Source organism: Winogradskyella ursingii (assembly GCF_013403975.1).
In the GTDB taxonomy this organism is placed as follows: domain Bacteria; phylum Bacteroidota; class Bacteroidia; order Flavobacteriales; family Flavobacteriaceae; genus Winogradskyella; species Winogradskyella ursingii.
This window is the reverse complement of sequence record NZ_JABFDH010000001.1, coordinates 13,637-37,617: the sequence shown is the minus strand read 5'-3', so window position 1 is coordinate 37,617 and position 23,981 is coordinate 13,637. Positions and strand designations below refer to the sequence as shown.

The following is a 23,981-nucleotide window of genomic DNA, read 5'->3' as shown; positions in this document are numbered from 1 at the left end:
GAAGTTTGTGATTTTAACCCTTAATTTGCTTGAATTATGATGGAATGGTTTTCAAATCTTGAGTTTTTTTCAAAAGTCTATTGGCTCATTGCCATCATTGGCTCGCTGATTTTTTCTGTGGTAATGATTATGGCATTCACAGGTGGAGATGCAGATGATATTGGCGACATAGATTCCGATATTGATTCAGATGCTGGAGCTGGGTTTCAGTTCATCACGTTTAAAAATTTGGTAGGCTTTTTTACCATTTTCGGGTGGAGTGGCATTGCGTGTATTGATGCAGGATTGTCCAAACCAGTTACTGTAATCGTTTCGGTTATCGCCGGATTACTAATGATGACGATTATGGCTGCGCTTTTTTACTTTATCAGCAAACTGACTGATAGTGGCACATTAAATTATAACAATGCGATTGATGCTGTTGGAGAAGTCTATTTGACTATCGGTGCAGACCGTTCCAAAATGGGAAAAGTTACCGTAAATGTTCAAGGTACGTCCCGAGAACTAGATGCGTTGACTGATAATTTAACCGAATTAAAATCTGGAACAATTATAAAAGTCGTCGATGTCACATCCAACGGTATATTAATCGTTGACCGAACACGAAAACCTATTGAACCTTCCCACATTCAGAATGAAGAACTGCCAGAGGGTAAAAGAAATCTAATTGATAAAGAATAATACCGTCACTTCGAGTGAATTTTACGATTGAAAATGAGTAAAATTTGTATCAAAAAGAAATGTTTCAAATTAGTTCTCGATACAATTTTAATTCCGAATACCTTCGGAATCAAAATCACTCGAACCGACAAAGAATATTCAAAAAAGAAAAATAACCATTAAATCTAAACTATATGAACTTACTAACCATTCAAGAAAATTTCAATATGGACGGCTTTGGCGGACCAATGGTCTTAATTTTTGTTGCTCTTTTTATTGTATTAACGCTCATTATTTTAATCAAGCGTTACAAACGTTGTCCATCTGACCGAATTTTAGTCGTTTATGGTAAAGTTGGTGGCGGACAATCAGCTAAATGTATTCACGGAGGAGCGGCTTTTATAGTGCCAGTGATTCAAGATTATGAATTCTTAGATTTAACACCGATTTCCATTGAAGTGAATCTCGTAAACGCACTTTCAAAACAAAACATTCGTGTTAACGTTCCATCACGTTTTACTATTGGTGTTTCTACCGAGCCTGGCGTGATGCAAAATGCTGCCGAGCGTCTGCTTGGTTTAGCCATGCAAGACATTCAAGAATTGGCAAAGGAAATTATATTTGGTCAGTTGCGTTTGGTCGTAGCTTCAATGGATATTGAGGAAATCAATAACGATAGAGATAAATTCTTGACCAATATTTCACAATCTGTTGAAACGGAATTAAAGAAAGTTGGTTTAAAGTTAATTAACGTAAACATCACGGATATCGTTGACGAATCTGGCTATATTGAAGCACTCGGTAAGGAAGCTGCAGCGCACGCTATAAATGCGGCACGTAAATCGGTTGCCGAGAAAACCAGAGATGGTTCTATTGGTGAGGCTAACGCAAAACAGGACGAACGTTCTCAAGTTGCTGCTGCAAACGCACAAGCAGTTGAAGGTGAAAATACCGCAAAAATTTCCGTGGCTAATTCAGATTCGTTGCGTCGTCAAAGAGAAGCTGAAGCCGAAAGAGTGGCTATCGCTTCTGAGAAAGTCCAAGCTGCAAAAGCATTGGAAGAGTCTTATGCTGCAGAGCAAATGGCAGAAACTGCAAGAGCAGAGCGTGAGCGTTCCTCTCAATTGGCAGATATTATTGTTCCGGCTGAAATAGATAAGCGTAAAGTTGAAATTGATGCAGAAGCAGAAGCTGAGCGCATCAGAAGACGCGCCAAAGGTGAAGCTGACGCTATATTATTTAAAGCACAAGCTGAAGCAAAGGGTTTATATGAAGTCTTAACAAAGCAAGCTGCTGGTTTGGATGAAATTGTAAAAGCTGCTGGAAACAATTCAAAAGACGCAGTCTTATTATTAATCGCTGACAAATTGCCTGAATTGGTTAAGACGCAAGCAGAAGCCATCAAGAATATAAAAATTGATAAAGTTACCGTTTGGGAAAATGGTGGCAATAAAGATGGTAAATCTTCAACATCTAACTTTATTTCAGGAATGTATAAATCAGTTCCACCTTTACAGGACATGTTTAACATGGCTGGTATGGATTTGCCTGAATATCTTAAAGGAAAAGACAAAAAAGAAATTGAAGCAGATGATGCTGAGATTGATAAATCTAATAATAAATAAACGTTCTTGGTTACATTAAGCGTAGTCGAGATGCAAACTTCACTAATATCTATAAGATTTCTCGACTACTCTTGAAATAACAGAACAACTATAAATGATACTTAAATAAAATTCCACTTCTAAGTGGAATTTTCTATTTTTACCCAATAATCATTACCTATGAGCGAAGTAAGACACAACTGGACAAAAGAAGAGATACTAGACATTTACAATAAGCCGTTGATGGAACTGCTTTATGAAGCCGCAACAATCCATAGATTGCACCACGATCCAAACACGGTTCAAGTTTCAACATTACTTTCAATTAAAACAGGAGGTTGCCCTGAGGATTGTGGTTATTGTCCACAAGCTGCGCGTTACCATACAGATATTGAAGGAAATGACCTAATGACCGTGCAACAGGTAAAAGCGCAGGCGTTACGGGCTAAATCTTCGGGAAGTTCACGTGTATGCATGGGAGCGGCTTGGCGAAATGTTAAGGACGGCCCAGAATTTGACCAAGTTTTGGAAATGGTACGCACCATTAACAAACTCGATATGGAAGTTTGCTGTACTTTAGGTATGGTCACTGAAAATCAGGCTAATCGTTTAGCTGAAGCTGGACTTTATGCCTACAACCACAATTTAGATTCTTCCGAAGAATATTATAAGGAAGTGATTTCAACACGTGGTTTTGAAGACCGCTTGAAAACGATTGATAATGTCCGCAAAACTAATGTTACGGTTTGTTCTGGAGGTATCATAGGAATGGGCGAGAAAGAGGAAGATAGAGCAGGTATGCTAGTTGCTTTATCAACATTAAGCCCTCAGCCAGAATCAACACCAATTAACGCATTAGTCGCTGTAGATGGTACTCCTTTAGAGGACCAGACGCCTGTTTCTATTTGGGACATGGTACGTATGGTAGCTACAACTCGTATTGTACTGCCAGAAACACAAGTACGTTTATCTGCTGGTAGAACACAAATGACCAGAGAGGGCCAAGCAATGTGTTTTTTCGCAGGCGCTAATTCTATCTTTGCAGGAGACAAGCTATTAACAACGCCAAATCCTGATGTGAATGAGGATATGGAAATGTTTAAACTTTTAGGTTTGAATCCACAAAAACCTTTCATCAAAAAAATGCAGCCTGAATCTGTTGAGGCCAAAGATTCTCAATACCAGCACCTAGGCGAAAAGCCAAAATGGTCGCGACCGGATCACAAAATTGAGCGTAACGAAGAAGCCAAGCAAAAAGCCAAGGTTTTAAAATAAATAGTTAAACTTAGGTTTACAATATTCAAGGTTTAGTAACGTTTTGTTAACTTTGCCAACTAAATTATTCAACCTTTTGAAACTAAATCTTCAACAAATTCCTCGCGTTGAAACTATAACCAAAGAGGATTTTCTTAAAAATTACTTTAAACCACAAAAACCTGTGGTCATTGAGCGATTTATTGAAGATTGGCCCGCTTATTCTAAGTGGAGTTTAGATTACATGAAAGAAGTTGCAGGTGATGTTACCGTGCCACTTTATGACGATAGACCTGTAGATTACAAAGACGGTTTTAACGAAGCACATGCCAAAATGAAAATGAGTGAATATGTAGATTTGCTTAAACGCGAACCAACTAAATTCCGCATATTTCTTTGGAACATTTTAAAAGAAGTACCTCAACTTCAAAAAGATTATAGTTATCCAGATTTTGGGCTGCGACTTATGAAAGGGCTGCCGATGCTATTCTTTGGCGGTACTAATTCGCATACATTTATGCATTACGATATTGATTTGGCTAATATTTTCCATTTTCATTTTGAAGGAAAAAAACAATGTATTCTGTTTGACCAAAAGCAGAATGAGCATTTGTATAAAATTCCTCATTCATTAATCACACGGGAGGATATCGATTTTTCCAATCCAGATTTTGAAAAATGGCCTGCTTTAAAAAATGCAAAAGGGTGGATATGTGATTTAAACCATGGAGAAGTTCTATATATGCCAGAAGGTTATTGGCATTATATGAAATACATTACGCCAGGTTTCTCAATGAGTTTGCGTGCCATTGCCCGCAATCCAAAAAACCTTGGCAAAGCACTTTACAACGTTTTAATAATGCGAAGTTTTGACAATATAATGCGCAGAATTAAAGGACAAAAATGGATAGATTGGAAAAACGAACAAGCTATTACCAGAACTCACAAATCACTTTAAAACAATCATATTTATAGCAATTTGTATTGTATATTTGCCACAAATTTTAGACAATTGATATCATGAAAAAAATATTATTTATAACAGCATTATTAGCTTTTACCTTTGGAAATTCTCAAGCGTTTCGAGGGGAAGGCGACAATAAATTTCAGGTGGGAGCCAATTTTCAAAATAACGGAACAGGAATCAATTTATCTTACGATTACGGAATTGGACAAAATATTTCGTTAGGTTTATCCGGCACTTATTTGCTAGGTGTAGAGGAAAGCTTAGATGCAGATTTTGATCAACGAATCGACGTTAGAGCACGTTTCAACGCAAATATTGGAAATGTTTTAGAAATAGATGAAAATTTTGACCTATATCCGGGACTGAGTTTAGGTCTAAAGAATTTTGGAGGCCACCTTGGCGCTCGTTATTTTTTTACTGATGGTTTTGGTATTTATACAGAATTAAATACCCCATTTGCCAAGTACGATAATAATCTTACTCCAGCCGAAGAATTGCACAATCAATTTACTGTAAATATTGGTGCCTCTTTTAATCTATAAGGATTAATCTAAACAAAGATATTTAGCCTTTCTGTTTTAGAAAGGCTTTTTTTTTTACAAATATTCATTCAGTTTTTCGTAAATAAGATGGGATTCCCACCCTCTGTATAACAGATAATCGGCAACTTTCTTTTTCTTTTTATATATATTTTTTTCCTTGATTTGACTGATTCGTTTTTTAGTGAGTTCATCAAGTGTCTTGTAATAATCATCCAAATCAATTTCGGAAAGTGCCTGGTCAATACTATATTTTGAAATTTCCCGGAATTTTAATTCTCTCACCAATCGGTTTTTTCCCCATTTTTTAATCCTGAATTTACCTCTTACAAAGGCTTTGGCAAAACGTCCTTCGTTGAGGTAATTATGGTGAATTAAATGCACTATAATTTGGTCAATTGCTTGAGGTATCATTCTCATCTCTCGTAGCTTAGAACGCACTTCTTTGTGACAGCGCTCTTGGTATGCACAGTAGTTTTCGAGCTTTTTCTGCGCTTCATCGACCGTATATGTTTTTTGTAGATTCAAACCTCTAAAATAGAACAAATTAACGCATATTTGTAGGTATAAAGGTCATAAAGTATCAAATCTTTATCCCCAAATTAATTAATCATTTCCCTCATGATGAAAAACTACTACCTATCTCTAATATTTCTTTTAAGTTGTTTTTGTTTTGCTTTTGGGCAAGTTAAAATTGCTGAAGTAACTTTTGAAGTTCCTACAGGATATAGTACAAGTATTCCTGAGTTTACAGATGGAGTGAGAGACTACTTCTTAAGAACTGATGGTACAGATTTTAACAATGGTGCCAATGGAGTCCTATTTAACAATATACAAGGTAATTTCTATTTTGCCGCACAAGACATCGATGGAGAAAGCGCCACATTACCTGTATTTCTCAACTTAGAAGACATAGACGTCAGTGGTTACGATAATTTAGAGTTTAGAATACACTTGGCAGAAGACGACCAAACAACCAGGACAGTTACACAGCATTGGGATAATTCTGACTATGTACATATAAATTATGATATTGATAATAGTGGAATTTTCACTAATCTGTTATGGATAGAAAATGATGGATCAGGAACCAATAACGAACCTCTAATTGATAATGACTTTAATGGAGATGGTGATGGCGTAGCTATCACTGATACGTTTACACAATTTACAAGAAACATATCTAATACTGGTACTTTTCTGGATATAGAAATAGAGTTTAATTTAAATGCAGGTCAAGAAGATATTGCAATAGACAATATCGAAATTTGGGGAACTTTTGCTCCTTGCTCTGGGACAACAACCTGGTCTTCAACGGGATGGGATAATGGAGTTCCTGACATAAATACTTCTGCAATACTTGATTTCGCGTATAATACTGGTATCAATGGAAATATAAATGCCTGCAACTTGACAATCAATAATATGACCACCTTAACTGTAAACAACAATGGTTATGTAAAAGTGAAAAATGAAATTAATACTATTGGGACTATAATTGTAGAAGATGAGGGAGCTGTAGTTCAAAAGAATAATGCAAGCGTTAATACAACTTTGGGAAATATTACAATTCAAAAATTCACTACTGTTTTAAACGAACCTGTAGAATATACGTATTGGAGTTCGCCAGTGACTAATGAAACTATTGAAAATGTATTTGCCCTTGTGCCAACAGATCGACGCTATTACTTTGATGCTTCAGAATTTGAAGACTTCTTAATGGAAATTAATAATTCAAATACCTTCGTATCTGGACAAGATGATATAGATGACAACGGCAATTCTTGGCAAAGTGCATCAGGTAATATGTTGCCAGGTTTAGGATATGCGGCTACAGCTGCAAACATTGGGATGTTTCCAGCAGCTCAACAATTTAACTTTCAAGGCAACTTTAATAATGGAGTAATATTAGCACCACTTGTCAACGATAGTGGCGGTGTTTATAATGATTGGAATTTTATTGGAAACCCATATCCAAGTGCAATAGACACCAACATATTTTTTACTACTAATGCAGGAGTTGTAGATGCAATTTATTTATGGAATCAAGCGACTCCGGCAGATGCAAATGCTTCTGGAAATGATGGGCTGAATTTTTCTAGTGCAGATTATGCTGTTATTTCTGCTAGCGGTGTTAACACTGCGGGAGGAGACCTTTCATTAATACCGAATGACTTTGTCCCTTCATGTCAAGGTTTTTTTGTAGAAGCATTAAGTAATTCTAGCGTTATTTTTAACAATTCCATGCGAGTTGAGGGAAACAATAATCAATTTTTTAGAAATACAAATTCGACCCCAAACAATAAAAAAGTGTTATGGTTAAATTTAAAATCAGATAATGGTGTTGCAACTCAACTAGCTGTTGCTCATATTGATGGAGCCACAGATGGAAATGATGGAACGTTCTATGATGTTAAGCGCAACGCTTCTTCTAACGTGTTCGCCACTTTATATTCAACAATAAATGACGAGAGTGATCAGTTTGTTATTCAAGGTAAGGACTTATCAAGTTTAGATATTGAAGAAGTTATTGAACTTGGTTTTAAAACTATTATCGATTCTCCTACAATATATAGTATTTCCATCGCAAAATCGGCAGGAACTTTTTACGACAACAATCCTATATTCATCAAAGATAATTTAATGAACACCGTTCATAACCTTAAAGAATCTGATTATAACTTTACATCAGAGGTCGGTGAATTTGAAGATCGTTTTGAGGTTGTCTTTACGGCCGATTTGCTTTCTACAAAAGACAAGAACAGTAATATAAATGCTCTAACGATCGTAGAGTTGAACGATGGCACTATTGAAATAAAAATCAATAATAACCTCAACCTTACCAATGTTGAGATATTGGATATAACAGGCAGACAAATTTATAATTTGCCTGCCAATTCTTCGGAAGAGTTGTATGACTTGTCTAAACTGAGCAAAGCGGCATATATCGCTAGGATAACATTATCAAATGGGCAAGTAATTAGTAAAAAAGCTATTAAGAGACATTAGCACTCGATATAAAATTAGAATTTGAAGCCTCATGAAAATTGAGGCTTTTTTATAACGTGTACTTTAGTGCCAAAATTAAATTCCTACCTGCTGCGGAGATTCCAGAGGAATAAGGCCTATAACGTTGATCGGTGATATTTTCTAAACTAGCAGTTATTGATAGGTTATCATCAAACTGATACTGGGTACGTAAATTTACAGTGTACCAAGATGGTGAATAAGGATTCCCATTTTGATCTGTAGCATAGAGATAATCTTTTTCTATTTCCGAAGGTGCCAACTGATTGAATGACAACTCGTTATTATACACCAAAAAAGCATCCAGTTTTAATTTGTCTTTATTGAAAACAAAGTGTGTTCTTCCAAAATTTGGCGCAACATGCCTTACTGGAACTTCAACGCCATCGTTTTCTTCCGTGCCACCAATAACATTATATTGAGAACGAAGTTTAAAATAGTCTGAAAAGTGGACCTCTACACCAGCTTCAAAACCATAAATCCAAGCCTTTGAAGCATTTTGTATGGCCTGCACATTACTCAGTTCACCATCATATTCAATTTCTCTTTGTCCATTCAATTCAAAATCACGACGGATTAGCGCATTGTCCAAAAACGTGTAATAAGTTGCTAAATCAAAAATTATTTTTTTGTTAAAGTTAAGTCTCAGTCCCAATTCGCCACCATAGGCATACTCGGCTTTTAAATCCTTATTGGGTACTACCACTGAACCAGGTTCGCTGTCAAACACTTTTCCTACATCATCAATATTTGGCGCTCTAAATGCTGTAGAGGCATTTAATTTCCATTGAATTAAGTTACTCGGTGACCATGTAATACCGGCTGTTCCTGTCAATGCACCAGTATTAATTTGTGCATCATCAAATGGCAGGTTTAAAAATTCATTGTTCTCTGTAAAATCGGCATCAATTAGAATTTGATTGTACCTTAAACCTGTCTGAAAAACAAATTTTGGATTAGGCTTAAATTTTAAACTTGTATAGGCAGCAATAGATTGCCACGTAGAACCATTAGGATATCTAGTTACATTATCTTGGGACGTATCTGTATCAATATTTTCATCACGCCCTTCAGAACCGACTATATTATACAAATATTCAACACCATAAAAAATACTTGCTTTTTCACTTGTTTTCTTTTCCAAATCTAAGTTGAAGGAAATCGCATCTACACTCTCTGACCTGATCTGTCTTATGACATCCTGAAAATCTCTATCACTTCTGCTTTCTTTAAAATTTTGATAAGCCAAGGTCGCCTGAATTTTATCGTACAGGTTGGAACTACTACTTAATTTGGTAAGTTGCAGGTTTCCCATAAACCATTCTTGAGGCCCATATTCCCATTCTGCTGAGCGTAGTGCGTCGCCATCAGGTCTAATCAATCGGTCGTATCTTGGATAATCTGAGGTTGTTGAATAATATAGGCCTAAATCGAAATTAAGATTATCAGAAGGCTCGTAACGCACTTTTTGCATTAGGTTTATTTGGTTGTAGCCCGTTGGCACCTGCACTTTCGGGTCTGGATTGTCAACAACAATATCCTCACCATTTTCTCTAATGACATAATTGGGCCTTAAATATTCAGTTGGTCCGTGGCTTCCCGTTCTCAAATCATCAAAATCAGTGTAGCTTAAACTAGTTAAGAATGCCCATTTTTTGTAACCTAAATTAAAATCAAAATGTCCTGTTTTTTCGTTATTTGCGGTTGCATACCTAGCCAATGCACTTCCATTAAAAAATAACTCGTCTTTATATGACAATTGTGGCTTTTTAGTGTAAAAGCTCATCACTCCACCAATGGCATCACTTCCATAAACCACAGAACCTGCTCCGAGGGTCACTTCCGTATTTTTAACCGCAAAAGGATCAATGGAAATGATGTTTTGAAGATTGCCACCTCTAAAAATAGCATTGTTCATTCTCACACCATCGACTGTAATCAATAATCTATTGGTAGAAAACCCTCTTATAATTGGACTTCCACCACCAAGCTGGCTTTTCTGTATATAAATATTTCCGGTATTTTCTAATAAATCTGCGCTTGTCTGCGGATTGGCAAATGCTATGTCCTTGGCATTAAGGCTTACAATGGTTTGAGGAATGTCTCGTTTGCTCTGTTCGAATTTTGAAGCCGAAATCACCACCTGTTTTAAATCTTCTACTGCCGGTTTGAGATAAACTATGTAATCCATCACAGCTATTTCGGACTTTTTAAACTTTATTTTCTGATATAAAAAATTCTGGAAATATATGGTCTCATCATTGCTGAATGCTCCGATATCCACTTTACCATTTAAATCCGTGGCAACGGAAATTGTTTTTTTAGAGTTATATAGCGCAACGCCAGGTAAGGGCTCGTTGGTAGTTTCTTCGAGCACAGTGAGAGTTTGAGCAAATGATAGACTTGAAAAAAATAGAGACAGGATAAATAATACGTAATGTTTCAATTGGATATTTTGCGTCATTAAATCGTTTCATATAAAGCTTAATGAAATACATCATTAAGTACTTGTAAGGATTTGGGTTTTCTAAAACCACCCAAATGTAATTCAAAATAATACAATAACATATTCAAAAAAACTTGTCTTTGCTTTGCATTTATTTTTACAGTTTGTAAAGCATCAAAATTTATGCCCAACAAGCGTTTAAGCAGTGTTAAATTTTCACCAGAAATCGAATACATTCCCATGTCGTTTTGTTCAAAAACACCAGACTGAAGGTTAAAATAAGGGAGGTCGTTATTAAGATTTTCCGGCTGAAAACCAAGATAACGAGTGAGTCTCAACAAAAACAATAAATGAAAATTTGCAAAGCTATCCTCGCTATCTAAATATTGTAGTGCGGTCTCTAAATAGTTATAAAGACTTTCATTTTTTTCTTCTTCCTTTAATACGCTGGAAAGTATTTCTGCCAAAAATAAAACTATAGCGCTTTTATAGACATTGGTATGTAGGCTTGTATATACATAATTTAGTTTTACTTCTTTAATGGAGTGGAGTGATAATTTTGGTTTGTAAACCTCTTCTAAAATTAATTGTGATAGTGCTTGAAAGTATACGGTCTTGGCTTGGCTTTTTTTTGACTTTAAAACACCTCTAAGGATGTAACTTACAACACCTCGCTGCTGCGTATAGCATTTTACAATGAGATCGTTGTCTCTATATTTAATTTTAGACAGTACAATACCTTTATTTTTGGTGAGCATAAATTTATCTAACTATAAGTACTTTTAACACCTTGGTTTCAAATGAATCCAAATCTGAAATCATTATCAAATACACACCAGTAGACACGACAGAATTTGCTAGATTTTTCCCATTCCAAATAGCAGTGCCACCATCAATTGCAAAATTATAGTTAGCGCCAGAAGATCTAAGATTTACACCAGATTGCGCTTCGGCCACTAGATTACCTTCTATATCGGTTATCTTAATATTTACACGTTCGGTTAATCCAGAAATTTTGACTCCTTTATTAATATCATTTAAATTATTAAAGCCTAGGATATCATATTCAGGACGAACCGGATTAGGATACACAAAAGCATCATCTAACGTTTCCGTTGGTTCAGATCCGCCAGAGGTAAAAGAAACAAGTCCGTTTGTGGTTGCTATATAAACTATCCCATCATTAGGATCTATGGAAATATCATTCACACTATTAGAAGGCAATGGAGAATTATCTGTAGTGAAATGATATATTGTCTCTTGTCCGTCTGACGTCACGTAGAAAGCTCCGGCATCTGCTGTTCCTATCCATTTATTGTTAGAGCCATCTACTCGAATAGCATTAATAGATTGGTCTTCTAATAATTCTTTAGGTATTCCATCTTCTAAAATAATGATTTGACTGAGTGTAGGATTTGGGTCATCATAAAACCCTGCTGTATTAAACAACACACGTAAGCCAAAAGTTGTACCAATCCATAACTGGTTTCTGTTATCCAGTGCTAAAGCAGTAAATCTTGAGAAAGGAGAAACATTTTGATTTTCAGAATTAATATTTCTCAAAGGTCCGTCAGAAATATTTTCATTATAGGCTATGAGTCCATTAGTGTAAGAACCTATCCATTTGGTACCATTATTATCTACAACCAAATCAAAAAAACCAATTTCATCATTTAATGGATCTTCAATTAAGCTTGAAAAGCTATAACCTTGCCAATTGCCAGTAATTGGGTCATATGATTTTAAGGCTTCATCTACTCTACTATTTAAAACCCACATTAAACCGCTTCTGTCAAAGGTAGTTCCCGAAATTCTTATCCCAACAAAACTAGGATCATTAGGAAGGCTTAAAGATTCCAGACCGCTATTGGTTTGATTATATAAAACCGTAGGCTCAAAATTGTTTAATTCTAAAATGCCATCTTTAAAGGAACTAACGAATACTTGGTTTGGGTTAAAAGTGTTCGGTGTAATAATATTTAGTTCTCTTGCTCCCAATAGACTATCAAAAGGAATATTTGTCCAAAGGTCATCATCACGATAACTCAACCCTCTAGAGTTTAAAGGAAACGGATTTAAATCGGGTGTAAATTCACCATAGGTTGCCCAAACAGTACCTGTAGTAGCGTCTAACCTAAAAACACTATTAAACAATGGTCCATTTGGTTTTACTTGAATATAGGTGTCATTCTCGTCAATAGGAATTCTAAGAACACCCAAATCTTGCGTACCGATATAAACATTTGAATTTACTATGGTTGCAGAAGTAAATCCAGTATCAAACTCTGCATTGGGCTGATATGTATTAACGAGCTCTATGTTCTCATTATAAACATATACATTGTTTAATGTTGAGACAATAAAATTTTGATTTGCCACCTCAGCATCGGAAGGCAGTGTGGGAAAGGTAAATAAAGTAGTTATAGAAGCACCATCGATCTCATATAACACCCTGTTTGACCGCACAGAATATATTTTATCGTTTAAAGAACTTATGGTATAATAATTTCCTGCGATTATAGTTTCCCATTGTTGAAAATCTATAAGGTTGGGATTATCTAAATTTGCTTTTTTTAATCCATTGTTATTATAACAAGCAGCGTAAATTTCGTTGTTTAAGATTGAAACTTGCTTAACGCTAATTTGCGCTCCTCCGTCACCTATAAAATAAGTGTCCCCAAACTCTAAACGATTTAAATCATAAACTGTAATTCCGAAATCAGTAGATATGTAGATTAGTCCATTATTTTCATAGAAATGATTGATGCGCTTATTTTCGGGGGTGACATTAACCTTATCTAATATAGCAACTACAGATAGTACAGATTTATCTTCTTCGGAGTAAATTTCAATAAGCCCAGTTTCATAGCCTACTAATAAATATTGATATGCTGTGCTATAATAAATAGTTGTGATTAAATTTCCTGAAAGTCCTTCAACTGTTGTAATTGTCTCTATCTCCAGAGAATTAGTATCGTAACTAAAAACGGAATTTTGAGCCGCCCCGTAGATTTTATCTTCTCCAGCAACTACATCTACAATTCTGTTATAAGAAAAATGTGATTGCCAAAGTGCCGAAAAGTCTTGTGCGGATATGAAGTTACAAACACCAAGGGTAATTAAGAAAAGACTGAAAATAGTTTTTTTCATTCAACAATTCTGTTTGTCCAAATATATTTAATAGTAACGATAATATAGGGCTTATCATATGTTAAGTCATAAAAAAAAGCTTTCAAGAATTAACCTGAAAGCTTTATATATACATTCTAATTATATTTAGATAACTCCTTGAGCCAACATAGCATCAGCTACTTTTACAAAACCTGCAATGTTTGCACCTTTTATATAATCTATAGAACCATCTTCGTTAGCGCCATATTCTACACAAGAATTGTGAATATTTTCCATGATAACCTTTAGCTTGTCATCAACTTCTTTTCTCGTCCAGCTTAATCGTAATGAGTTTTGGCTCATTTCTAAACCTGATGTTGCCACACCTCCAGCATTGGATGCTTTACCAGGTGCGAATAAGATTTTGGCCTTTTGAAATTCGTGGATCGCTTCTGGAGTTGAAGGCATATTTGCCCCTTCAGAAACACACATACAGCCATTGTCTATCAATGCTTTAGCTTCTTCTCCGTTCAATTCATTTTGAGTAGCACAAGGTAACGCAATATCACATTTTACAGACCATGGTCGCCCTCCTTCTACATATTTTGCAGATGGATACTTATCCAGATATTCGCTTATTCTTCCACGTTTCTCATTCTTTATGAACATAATGTGTTTTAATTTCTCTGTGTCGATTCCTTCTGCGTCGTAAATATATCCGCCTGAATCAGAAAGCGTGAGTACTTTTGCACCAAGCTCTAAAGCTTTTTCTGCTGCAAATTGTGCCACGTTACCAGAACCTGAAATCACTACCTCCTTGCCTTCGAAAGAGTCTCCTTTTCTTTGCAACATATTCTGTGCAAAATACACAGTACCATAGCCTGTGGCTTCGGGTCTGATTAGAGATCCACCCCAAGACTGTCCCTTACCAGTTAACACACCGGTAAATGTATTGTTCAATTTTTTATACATACCGAACATAAAACCGATTTCTCTAGCTCCTACACCAATATCACCTGCAGGTACATCAGTATTGTGACCTATATGTCTAAATAATTCGGTCATAAATGCATGACAAAAACGCATAATCTCGTTGTCCGATTTTCCTTTTGGATCGAAATCAGAACCTCCTTTACCTCCACCCATAGGAAGCGTAGTTAAGGAATTTTTGAATACTTGCTCAAAAGCTAGAAACTTTAAGATACTAGCATTTACCGTAGGATGAAAACGCAAACCTCCTTTGTATGGTCCAATAGCAGAATTCATTTGGATTCTATAACCTCTGTTAACTTGTATCTCACCAGCGTCATCTACCCAGCAAACCCTAAATGATATTAATCTTTCAGGCTCCACCATTCTCAACAGAATGTTTTTCCCATTATAAATCTCGTGCTTAGCGATGTAAGGAATTACCGTTTCAGCAACCTCTTGGACTGCCTGAAGGAATTCTGGTTCATGACCGTTGCGTTCCTTGACTATTTCTAAAAAAGCTTCAATTTTATCTTTCATATATAGTATTATTAATAAATTGTGACTAATTGGGCGTAAAGATACGTTATCTGTAAAAATAACAGTTTATTTTTTTATATTCTCAAAGGGAATTTATTTCTCACGATTTTCGTTTAAATTTAGATATAAATAAAATTTATTGCATTTTATCCGTTTTATTTTGTAGTTCATCGAGTTTTTATATATTTGTTCGGCAGGAGCCTAAACTTTTGAAGACTTATGGGAGTAAAATTTAAAAATCCATTAATAGCTTTGGCATTGTTGTTTTCAATGCAGTTAAGTTATTCTCAATTAGGCTTTTCGCATGAGTTAGGAGCTTTTGTTGGCCCTGTTGCTTTCCAATCTGATTTTGGGGTACGGCGAAATCTTGAAACTAACGCGGGCAATACCGGAATTTCTGTAGGTATTGTTCACTATATAAACTTTGCTTACCGCGCAGATTGTAACTGCTATACCACAGATAAATATTTTAACGATCATTTTAAATTAAGAAGTGAAATCGCTTGGAACAAAACAAGTTTGCAACATTTTGGCGAATTTGTTGACGCATCAAAAACCAGTGAGGAAGCAGACCAACTTAGAGCACATACCGGTGAAGCCCAAAATTGGGATATTGGTATGCAATTAGAATATTTTCCTTTGAGCATTAGAGCCTTTTCGGCTGGAGTCTATTCATTTGCTCCCTTTGGGGCACTCGGTGCACATTTTGTTTCTTATAACCCAAGCGTAGCAACTTCTTTTGGCGATTCCGATCCAAACAACAACAATAACTTTTATAATCCTTGGGAAAATGTATCAGGAGGTGATCCTTTTGTAAGCGCAGAGTCTGGCACTACATGGTCTGTTGTGGCAAGTATTGGAACGCGCTACAAACTATCTGTACTATCCGATTTGTTTGTAGAACTAAGATGGCAGTATTATTTCGACGATTTTGTAGATGGTTTAGATCATAAGTTACCTTCCAACAAAAACAATGATTGGTTGGCTTGGTTCAATTTTGGATACATCTATTACATCGATTAGAACTTGATATTATTATAAAATAAAAGACTAAATCATTTAGATTTGGCCTTTTCTTGATTTACAATAAGAATTATATCTATCCTATAGCTTGTTTTAAATCATTGATTAAATCAGCCTCGTCTTCAATGCCAACGCTCAATCTTATTAAGGAATCAACGACACCTGCTTGCTCACGTTCTTCTTTTGGGATACTGGCATGTGTCATACTTGCTGGATGACCAGCTAATGACTCCACACCACCAAGTGATTCTGCTAAAGTGAAAACCTTTAAATTTTCAATAATTTTTATGGCTTCATCATAATTATTTCCTTTTGTCGTAAAGGAAACCATGCCGCCAAAGCCTTTCATTTGTTTCTTTGCAATTTCATGGTTGGCATGATCTTTAAAACCTGGCCAATTCACATTTTCGATTTTTGGATGGTTTCTAAGATACTCAGCGACTGCCTTCCCGTTCTCGCAATGACGCTGCATTCTAAGGTGTAAAGTTTTAATACCACGAAGCGCTAAAAAAGCATCTTGCGGTCCACAAACAGCACCAATAGCATTTTGAATAAAGTACAGACGGTCCGCCAAATCTTTATCATTTACAACTAACGCACCCATAATCAAATCACTATGTCCACCCAAATACTTTGTAACGGAATGCATTACAATGTCTGCACCTAAATCCAAAGGCTGCTGCAAATATGGTGTGGCGAATGTGTTATCTACAGCAAGCATCACTTCATGTTTTTTGGCGATTTTAGCAACCGCAACAATATCAATGATATTCATCATAGGATTGGTCGGCGTTTCTACCCAAATCAATTTGGTATCGTGCGTGATATAGGCTTCTATATCTTCAACATTATTCATGTTTATAAAATGAAACTTAATTCCAAAATTCTCATAAATCTTAGTGAATAATCTGTAACTACCGCCATATAAATCACTTGTAGATACAACCTCATCACCAGGCTCCAACAATTTTAAAACAGCATCAATAGCTGCTAAACCTGATGCAAAAGCCAACCCATAACTTCCATTTTCTAAACTTGCCAGACAGTTTTCTAAAGCCGTCCTGGTTGGATTGGCGCTACGCGAATATTCAAATCCTTTATGCCCTCCTGGAGTGGACTGTGCAAAGGTCGAAGTTTGATAAATTGGTGGCATCACCGAACCGTAAGCAGGATCAGGTTTTTGACCACCATGTATTGTTCTTGTATTGAATTTCATAAGATAAGTTTTAGTCTAAGACAAAATAATTTCAATTTCTAAAAAAGAACGCTTTTAATAATAACAAAATTAAACGATAATTCGTTGTATTGAAAAGTATATAATACCTTTAGTCTATGTTTAACAAAACCTATTATGCGTTGAAAAACCTCTTCTTTTTTTTATTAACTGTAGTGCTTTTTAATTCTTGTGAAAGCGAAACTGAACCTATTGTTTTTCAAACTCAAACAATTGAAGAACCATATAGGGCAGATATTACTGCAACATTTGACCAAGTTAAAGGAAATGGCAATTTGAGTGAAAAATTTAACCAAAACATTGAAAAAGGAATTTTATCAGCAATAAATAATGGCGAAAATAAAAACACCCTAAAAGAAGCTTTAAAATCTTTTGACGAAGAATACAAATCCTTTATAGCTGATTTTTCTGAGACAGACCCTAAATGGGAATTACATGTAGAAACTGAAATTACCTATAAATCTGATGAAATTATTACACTAGCCATAAGCAGCTATGAATTTAAAGGCGGAGCGCATGGCAATGACAAAATTAATTTTTTAAACCTCAATGCTAAAACTGGCGCTATTATAGACCAAAAAGAACTATTAAAAGATGTAAATAATTTTAAATATCTAGCAAAAGAACACTTTATAAAATCCATTCAAGCCGATGACAATGGGTTAAGCATGGAAGACTATTTCTTTGGTAAACCATTTCAACTTCCGGAGAATATTGGACTTAGTGACGATGGGTTAATTTTGCTATACAATGTTTACGAAGTCGCTTCATATGATCAAGGCTACACAGAGTTTTTAATTCCGTTTGAGGATGTTCTACCTTATCTGAATTTTAATTAATCGAATTTCTAGTCAGTTTTTTAATAATAGGCTCAACAGTAAGCCCTTGTCCTATAATTGATGCCACTACCACAATATAAGTGATTACTAAAAACAATTCTCGATTCATATCTGCCGTGAGGCTCAAAGCCAAAGCAATTGAAATTCCACCACGTAATCCGCCCCAAGTCATAATCAAGGTGGTTTTAGGCACAAAGTCCAATCGTTTTGAAAAGAACTTTACAGGTAACCAAAGAGATGTATAACGGCATAAAAGAATTACAGGAATTGCCAATAATCCAACAAAGACATAATTTTCACCAAAAGTAAGAACCAACATTTCCATACCTATCATAACAAATAAAACGGTATTGAGCAATACGTCTATCAATTCCCAAAACTTATCTACATACGTTTCCGTTATTTCGGACATGGCTGTATTTCTAACAGTATCATTCCCCACAATTAATCCAGCTGTTACCATTGCTAAAGGTGCAGATAAATGAAATTGATGTGCCAACATCGTACCTCCCATTACGGCAGAAATAGTGAGTATCACTTCAATTTCGTAGTTGTCTATTGAACGCATTAATCTGTACGTAATCCAACCCAAAAGCAAACCTAAAGCTATGCCACCAATGACCTCTTGACCAAACAGGGTGGCAATTTCAGAAAATTCAATTGCGGCATCGGGTTTAGATGCAATGGCATATATGGTTAAAAACACCACTACTCCAACTCCATCATTAAATAACGATTCGCCCACAATCTTAGTTTCCAACTTCTTAGGCGCACCAGCTTTTTTCAAAATACCTAAAACCGCTATTGGATCTGTTGGCGAAATTAAAGCACCAAATAGTAGGCAGTTAATAAATGAAATCTCAAAACCGAATAATTGTAAAATGTAAAAAATGGCAGTACCCACCAGGAAAGTTGATATTAAAACACCAAATGTAGCAAAAGCCAATATAGGCCCACGCTGCACTTTAAGTTGGTCAAAATTAGTGTGTAGAGCTCCAGCGAACAGCAGAAAACTTAGCATAATATCCAAGAGAACGGTTTCAAAATCAATTTTTGAAATGAAAGCTTTCTCTTGTAATAATAGTGTGTCATCAAATTGACCTATTACTACTAAAATGACTGTAAACACAATGGTAATAAGCATCAAGCCAATAGTAATTGGTAGCTTTAAGAACCTTACATTTATATAGCCAAATACAGCTGAAAGCACAATTAATATCGTTGCGATTGAGTAATATTCCATAACTATATAATTTTCTTAAATGTGCTTATTTTTAAATTCAAATAAGGTTACTTTGTAGCTTTAAAAGTAGTTGATAGCACTAGACAGGCAAATTAAAAAGATTTCTGCTGTTGTGAAAAAAATAAACACTATTAATTGATGAAAAAGATATATCACCTTAGCACTTGTGAGACTTGCAAGCGCATTATAAAAGAGCTGGATTTACCCCAATCATTCAACCTTCAGGATATAAAAACAGAAACCATTACCGCGTCCCAACTTGAGGAAATGAAAAATCTCGCAGGTAGCTATGAAAATCTGTTCAGTAAACGCGCAAGACTATACAAAGAACTGAATTTGAAGGAAAAAAATCTCTCGGAAGCCAACTACAAATCCTATATTTTAGAACATTATACTTTTTTAAAACGTCCTGTCATTATTAATAACAATCAAATTTTTATCGGAAATTCCAAGAAAACAGTAGAAGCTGCAAAACAGGCCATACATGAATAGCAGAGGATTTGCAATTTTTGCACTATTTATGGTGCAGCTCTTATATGGTCTTAACTATACCATTGCAAAAACCGTAATGAACGAAAATTACATAAAACCATTTGGCTTTGTGTTAATACGCGTTTTAGGTGCGACAGTATTATTTTGGCTAATGAGTTTCCTTTTGCCAAAACAAAAAATTGATAAAAAAGACTATTTGAAATTTTTTGTGGCAGCCTTATTCGGAGTAGTCATAAATATGCTGTTATTTTTTAAAGGATTGGAATATACGTCTCCCATCCATGCTTCTTCCATTATGATTATCGTACCAATTATTATTTTAATATTGTCTGCTATTATTTTAAAAGAAAAAATTACTTCACTAAAAATAGCTGGTGTAATTATTGGTTTAATTGGTGCTTTAATTTTGACCATTTATGGCAAATCTGCTAGAGTTGGTGATAATGTGCCACTCGGCAATTTGCTCATATTTTTAAATGCCATTTCGTACAGTATATATGTGATATTAATAAAAAAATTAACTGCAAAATATCATCCGTTCACTTTTATAAAATGGTTGTTTTTATTTGGGCTTATTATATTGATTCCGTTTGGTTACGAAGATGTGAAAGGCATAGAATGGCACACATTCACTCCGTATACAATTTTCTCTGTATTATATGTGGTTATTGGTGCTACGTTCGGGACCTATCTATTTAACCCTTTGGCTTTAAACAAGTTAAAAGCTTCCACCGTTGGTATTTTTATTTATCTTCAACCTGTTATTGCTGGACTTTTTGCACTCTCTATGGGTGCAGATTTCATAGATTCCGTTAAGATCAGTGCTATGCTGCTTATTTTTGTTGGTGTGTATTTGGTCACCAAAAAACCACAAAAAAAGAAGCCAATTTGAAATTGAATTTCGAAGTATTCACAACAGTTAACGATATCCCAAAAAATTATTGGGACCATGTCAATTGTTGCTCAAACATCTATTATTCGCCTGAGTTTCTCCGTGCTTTTGAGGTAGCGAATGTAGATATCGATTTTAACTATATTTTTATATTGAGAAATAAAGAAGCTGTAGCATTTGCCTACACTCAAATTGTAACTATTGGTGTTGAGACAATTACCAAAAATATAAAAATGTCCGGTCGAATTAGAGCCATGGTGAACCGTTTGTTTTGTAATAATCAGCTTCATGTTCTGTTTTGTGGTAACGTTTTTTTAAGCGGTGAATACGGTACGTTTCTCAAAGCAGGAGAAGACAAAATTGCCACGTTTACGGCAATTGCCGAAGCTGTTAAGTCGCTTTCAAAATCAACAAAAAAACTACAAGCTATTTTTGTAAAAGATTTTAAAGACGAATCCCTTTACATCACCAATCATCTTCTCGATTACGATTATGCCGCCATGAATGTTGAACCGAATATGATTATTTCTCTTCAACCTGAATGGAATTCTTTCAAAGATTACACAAACGCTTTAAAATCTAAATACCGTGTAAAAGCGAACCGTGCAGACGCCAAAAGTGACATTTTGGATGCAAAGTTTTTCAGCAAAAATGATATTAAAACATATAAAACCCAATTACAGGAACTCTATCAAAACACCATTGATAATGCAGATTTTAACGCACAAATTTTAAACCTCGACACCTATATTCATTTAAAAAAAGAGTTTGAAGATGAGTTTTTTGTTAAAGGCTATTTTTTGAATGAAACATTAGTGGGATTTCTTTCAGCTATGAAAAACGGTGACAATTTAGACGCGCATTTTATTGGTATTGATTACGAAAAAAACAAGGACTACGGCATTTACACTAGAATTCTCAATGATTACCTAAGACTTGGAATTTCAACGCAAGCAAAACTAATTAATTTAGGGAGAACAGCTTCGGAAATTAAAAGTACCCTAGGTGCCCAACCCGAAGCTTTGACTTGTTATTTTAAGCATAAGCGCTACTTACCCAATCAAATGCTCAAACCATTTATTAAGAACGTGAAAATTAAGTCCTACAAGCAGCATAAAGTTTATAAATAAAAAGAGACCTAAAAAGGCCTCTTTTATTTTTTAGTGAATTGTGGTTAATCAAACCCAAGCGTTTACAATCCCACCCATAATTGCCATTGTCAATATCCAATATCCAACATTAATCGCAATATATTTAAAGGATTTTTGTTCAAATAAAGCATTGATACCCAAAACTGGTAAACCTATAATAAGGGCCAATAATGCTCCGTGAAATGCACCGTGTTTAAAAGTCATGTAAGCTTCCGTGCCATGAGGCTCGGTTGGCGCACCACCCGTTGTGGTCCATACAAACAAAAAGAACGATACAAAAAACGATAATACCACAGTTAGTCCGTAAGTTTTGAGCATATTCATCTGTTTGGCTTTTTCCTCGGTCATGCCAGTTTCTCGCATCCAAGCATTACCAAAAGTTTTGGGGTTGTACCAGACAAACCCAGTAACAAGAGGGACAATTGAGGCCACAATTAATGCAAGCCAATTAATGTGCATTTCTTCCATTTTAATTCGGTTTTATTAGTTTAGTTACAACTAAAATACGAATTAAAACAACACGAATGACTATACTGCTAAAGGCTTAGGACGGATACCATGTCTTCTAGTATCTTCTTTTGTGAGAATTTTAAAGCTATCTGATTTTGGAAAGTCATGAATTAAATTTAGTAATTCTTTAGGCAGGCCAGTCAGCTTTCTTGCCTTTAAATCAATCCAGCCACCTTGCATTTCGCAATAGGCCAAATTTTCACCTTTATGGTTATAAAAATTATGTTCAAACATAAAAAGCATTCCATCTTCACTTAAACCTGAAACTTCAATGGTCACTGTGATTGGAGCACCGATAAAGGATTCTTTAAAATAATACATGTGTTCGTAGAATACAACAGGACCTACATTGTGCTTTCTAATTTCTGGCATTGAAAAACCTTGATTGCCAAAGAAAGACATTCTTGCATGGCTCATAAAGTTGGTGTAAGCAGAATTGGCCAAATGCCCATTGGCATCTATATCGCTCCAACGTATTTCAAATTGTTTTTTGTACATGATTTCGGTTTCAAAATTGAAAGTGCAAAAATAATAAAGCTTCTTGCGTTTCAAAAGGATTTAGAAAGCTATTAAAAATTCAATTTTGTACCTTTGTCCAACTTTAATTTAGAGCATCTTCATGATACAATCCATGACCGGTTACGGTAAGTCTGTACTTCAGCTTCCAACAAAAAAAGTTTCAATAGAACTAAAATCACTGAACAGCAAGAGTTTAGACCTCAACGCACGTATGCCGTCTATGTATCGTGCAAAGGAACTTGAGATACGAAAACTTATCGCAAAACATCTTGGTAGAGGTAAGGTGGATTTTTCCTTATATGTTGAAATTACCGGCGAAGATACTAGCTCTAAAATCAACAAAACGGTTGTAAACGAATACATTAAACAATTAAAAGAGGTTGTCGATGGAGATACAACCGAATTGCTGAAAATGGCAATCCGTCTACCAGATGCCGTGACCACAGAACGAGATGATATTGATGAAGAGGAATGGGCCATAATTGCTGAAGGTATCAATGATGCAATAGACAAAATTGTTACCTATCGTAAGGATGAAGGAGCAATTCTCAAACAAGATTTTTTAGATAGAATTACAACCCTAAAACGATTGTTGGACGAAGTGATTGCAATGGATCCAGATCGAATTGATGGCGTTAGGGCACGCTTAGAAAAAGGCATTGCAGATATTAAAGAAAAGGTTGACGAAAACCGTTTTGAGCAAGAACTCGTTTATTATATTGAAAAATATGATATCACTGAAGAGAAAGTGCGACTTGAAAATCACCTCGATTATTTTATAAAAGCCTTAAATTCTGAAGACTCTAATGGAAAAAAATTAGGTTTCATCTCTCAGGAAATAGGGCGTGAAATCAACACTATAGGTTCAAAATCCAATTATGCTCCAATGCAAAAATTGGTGGTACAGATGAAGGACGAACTTGAAAAAATTAAGGAACAAATGCTAAACGTGCTTTAGGCA

At 35.3% G+C, this 23,981-nt stretch carries 21 protein-coding genes; 12 read left to right on the top strand and 9 right to left on the bottom strand.

Going from position 1 to position 23,981, the window contains the following annotated elements; translation table 11 throughout:
• Nucleotides 1-36 precede the first annotated feature (36 nt).
• From HM983_RS00170 to HM983_RS00150, 5 genes are all read left to right on the top strand, one after another.
• Complete coding sequence (locus HM983_RS00170; RefSeq protein WP_179343217.1) at nt 37-681, top strand: hypothetical protein; 645 nt, start codon at nt 37-39, stop codon at nt 679-681.
• A 173-nt stretch (nt 682-854) separates the two neighbouring features.
• The gene (locus HM983_RS00165) at nt 855-2,285 is read left to right on the top strand and encodes a flotillin family protein (protein WP_179343216.1); all 1,431 of its coding nucleotides are present in this window, start codon (nt 855-857) and stop codon (nt 2,283-2,285) included.
• A 159-nt stretch (nt 2,286-2,444) separates the two neighbouring features.
• Nucleotides 2,445-3,539, top strand: coding sequence for a biotin synthase BioB (gene bioB / locus HM983_RS00160; RefSeq protein ID WP_179343215.1), 1,095 nt, complete (start codon nt 2,445-2,447; stop codon nt 3,537-3,539).
• A gap of 76 nt (nt 3,540-3,615) precedes the next feature.
• Nucleotides 3,616-4,476 carry a cupin-like domain-containing protein gene (locus tag HM983_RS00155; protein ID WP_179343214.1) on the top strand — a complete coding sequence of 287 codons (861 nt, stop codon included), beginning with the start codon at nt 3,616-3,618 and terminating at the stop codon, nt 4,474-4,476.
• A 62-nt stretch (nt 4,477-4,538) separates the two neighbouring features.
• The gene (locus HM983_RS00150) at nt 4,539-5,027 is read left to right on the top strand and encodes a DUF6646 family protein (protein WP_179343213.1); all 489 of its coding nucleotides are present in this window, start codon (nt 4,539-4,541) and stop codon (nt 5,025-5,027) included.
• 54 nt (nt 5,028-5,081) lie between these two features.
• Here HM983_RS00150 and HM983_RS00145 read toward each other — a convergent pair whose 3' ends face one another.
• Nucleotides 5,082-5,552 (bottom strand): regulatory protein RecX, encoded by a 471-nt coding sequence (locus tag HM983_RS00145; protein ID WP_179343212.1) that lies wholly within the window; start codon nt 5,550-5,552, stop codon nt 5,082-5,084.
• A gap of 93 nt (nt 5,553-5,645) precedes the next feature.
• Here HM983_RS00145 and HM983_RS00140 point away from each other — a divergent pair, with 93 nt between their 5' ends.
• A complete protein-coding gene (locus HM983_RS00140; RefSeq protein WP_179343211.1) occupies nt 5,646-8,033 on the top strand; it encodes a T9SS type A sorting domain-containing protein in 2,388 nt (795 codons plus the stop codon).
• Between the two features lie 49 nt (nt 8,034-8,082).
• On the opposite strand, the gene HM983_RS00135 is transcribed toward HM983_RS00140, so the two are convergent.
• From HM983_RS00135 to gdhA, 4 genes are all read right to left on the bottom strand, one after another.
• Complete coding sequence (locus HM983_RS00135) at nt 8,083-10,515, bottom strand: TonB-dependent receptor (protein ID WP_179343210.1); 2,433 nt, start codon at nt 10,513-10,515, stop codon at nt 8,083-8,085.
• 20 nt (nt 10,516-10,535) lie between these two features.
• Complete coding sequence (gene recO, locus HM983_RS00130) at nt 10,536-11,255, bottom strand: DNA repair protein RecO (RefSeq protein WP_179343209.1); 720 nt, start codon at nt 11,253-11,255, stop codon at nt 10,536-10,538.
• 4 nt (nt 11,256-11,259) lie between these two features.
• Nucleotides 11,260-13,647 carry a type IX secretion system anionic LPS delivery protein PorZ gene (gene porZ / locus HM983_RS00125; protein WP_179343208.1) on the bottom strand — a complete coding sequence of 796 codons (2,388 nt, stop codon included), beginning with the start codon at nt 13,645-13,647 and terminating at the stop codon, nt 11,260-11,262.
• Nucleotides 13,648-13,773: 126 nt separating this feature from the next.
• A complete protein-coding gene (gene gdhA / locus HM983_RS00120) occupies nt 13,774-15,117 on the bottom strand; it encodes an NADP-specific glutamate dehydrogenase (RefSeq protein ID WP_179343207.1) in 1,344 nt (447 codons plus the stop codon).
• A gap of 219 nt (nt 15,118-15,336) precedes the next feature.
• On the opposite strand from gdhA, the gene HM983_RS00115 reads away from it, so the two are divergent.
• Entirely contained in the window at nt 15,337-16,140 is an 804-nt protein-coding gene (locus HM983_RS00115) for a THC0290_0291 family protein (RefSeq protein WP_246277430.1), read from the top strand.
• Nucleotides 16,141-16,216: 76 nt separating this feature from the next.
• Here the strand turns inward: HM983_RS00115 and HM983_RS00110 are convergent, their stop codons facing one another.
• Entirely contained in the window at nt 16,217-17,356 is a 1,140-nt protein-coding gene (locus HM983_RS00110) for a cystathionine gamma-synthase (RefSeq protein ID WP_179343206.1), read from the bottom strand.
• A 140-nt stretch (nt 17,357-17,496) separates the two neighbouring features.
• Between HM983_RS00110 and HM983_RS00105 the strand changes: the two genes are divergently transcribed.
• Nucleotides 17,497-18,213, top strand: a complete 717-nt coding sequence (locus HM983_RS00105; RefSeq protein ID WP_218841795.1) for a DUF3298 and DUF4163 domain-containing protein — start codon at nt 17,497-17,499, stop codon at nt 18,211-18,213.
• Here HM983_RS00105 and HM983_RS00100 read toward each other — a convergent pair.
• Entirely contained in the window at nt 18,206-19,456 is a 1,251-nt protein-coding gene (locus tag HM983_RS00100; protein WP_179343204.1) for a cation:proton antiporter, read from the bottom strand. The two genes, HM983_RS00105 and HM983_RS00100, sit on opposite strands and share 8 nt — an antisense overlap.
• A gap of 138 nt (nt 19,457-19,594) precedes the next feature.
• Between HM983_RS00100 and HM983_RS00095 the strand changes: the two genes are divergently transcribed.
• Genes HM983_RS00095 through HM983_RS00085 form a run of 3 tightly spaced genes read left to right on the top strand, consistent with a single transcriptional unit; the run spans nt 19,595 to nt 21,970 of the window.
• The gene (locus tag HM983_RS00095) at nt 19,595-19,948 is read left to right on the top strand and encodes an arsenate reductase family protein (protein WP_179343203.1); all 354 of its coding nucleotides are present in this window, start codon (nt 19,595-19,597) and stop codon (nt 19,946-19,948) included.
• Nucleotides 19,941-20,840: a DMT family transporter gene (locus tag HM983_RS00090; protein WP_179343202.1), complete on the top strand. Its 900-nt coding sequence runs from the start codon at nt 19,941-19,943 to the stop codon at nt 20,838-20,840. Before HM983_RS00095 ends, HM983_RS00090 begins: the two co-directional genes overlap by 8 nt.
• Nucleotides 20,837-21,970 carry a hypothetical protein gene (locus HM983_RS00085; protein ID WP_179343201.1) on the top strand — a complete coding sequence of 378 codons (1,134 nt, stop codon included), beginning with the start codon at nt 20,837-20,839 and terminating at the stop codon, nt 21,968-21,970. Before HM983_RS00090 ends, HM983_RS00085 begins: the two co-directional genes overlap by 4 nt.
• Nucleotides 21,971-22,018: 48 nt before the next feature.
• Here HM983_RS00085 and HM983_RS00080 read toward each other — a convergent pair whose 3' ends face one another.
• Both HM983_RS00080 and HM983_RS00075 read right to left on the bottom strand, forming a co-directional pair.
• Complete coding sequence (locus HM983_RS00080) at nt 22,019-22,459, bottom strand: DUF1761 domain-containing protein (RefSeq protein WP_317166930.1); 441 nt, start codon at nt 22,457-22,459, stop codon at nt 22,019-22,021.
• Between the two features lie 60 nt (nt 22,460-22,519).
• Nucleotides 22,520-22,999, bottom strand: coding sequence for an acyl-CoA thioesterase (locus HM983_RS00075; protein ID WP_179343200.1), 480 nt, complete (start codon nt 22,997-22,999; stop codon nt 22,520-22,522).
• 121 nt (nt 23,000-23,120) lie between these two features.
• Here HM983_RS00075 and HM983_RS00070 point away from each other — a divergent pair, with 121 nt between their 5' ends.
• Nucleotides 23,121-23,978, top strand: coding sequence for a YicC/YloC family endoribonuclease (locus HM983_RS00070; RefSeq protein WP_179343199.1), 858 nt, complete (start codon nt 23,121-23,123; stop codon nt 23,976-23,978).
• The last annotated feature ends 3 nt before the right edge of the window (nt 23,979-23,981 follow it).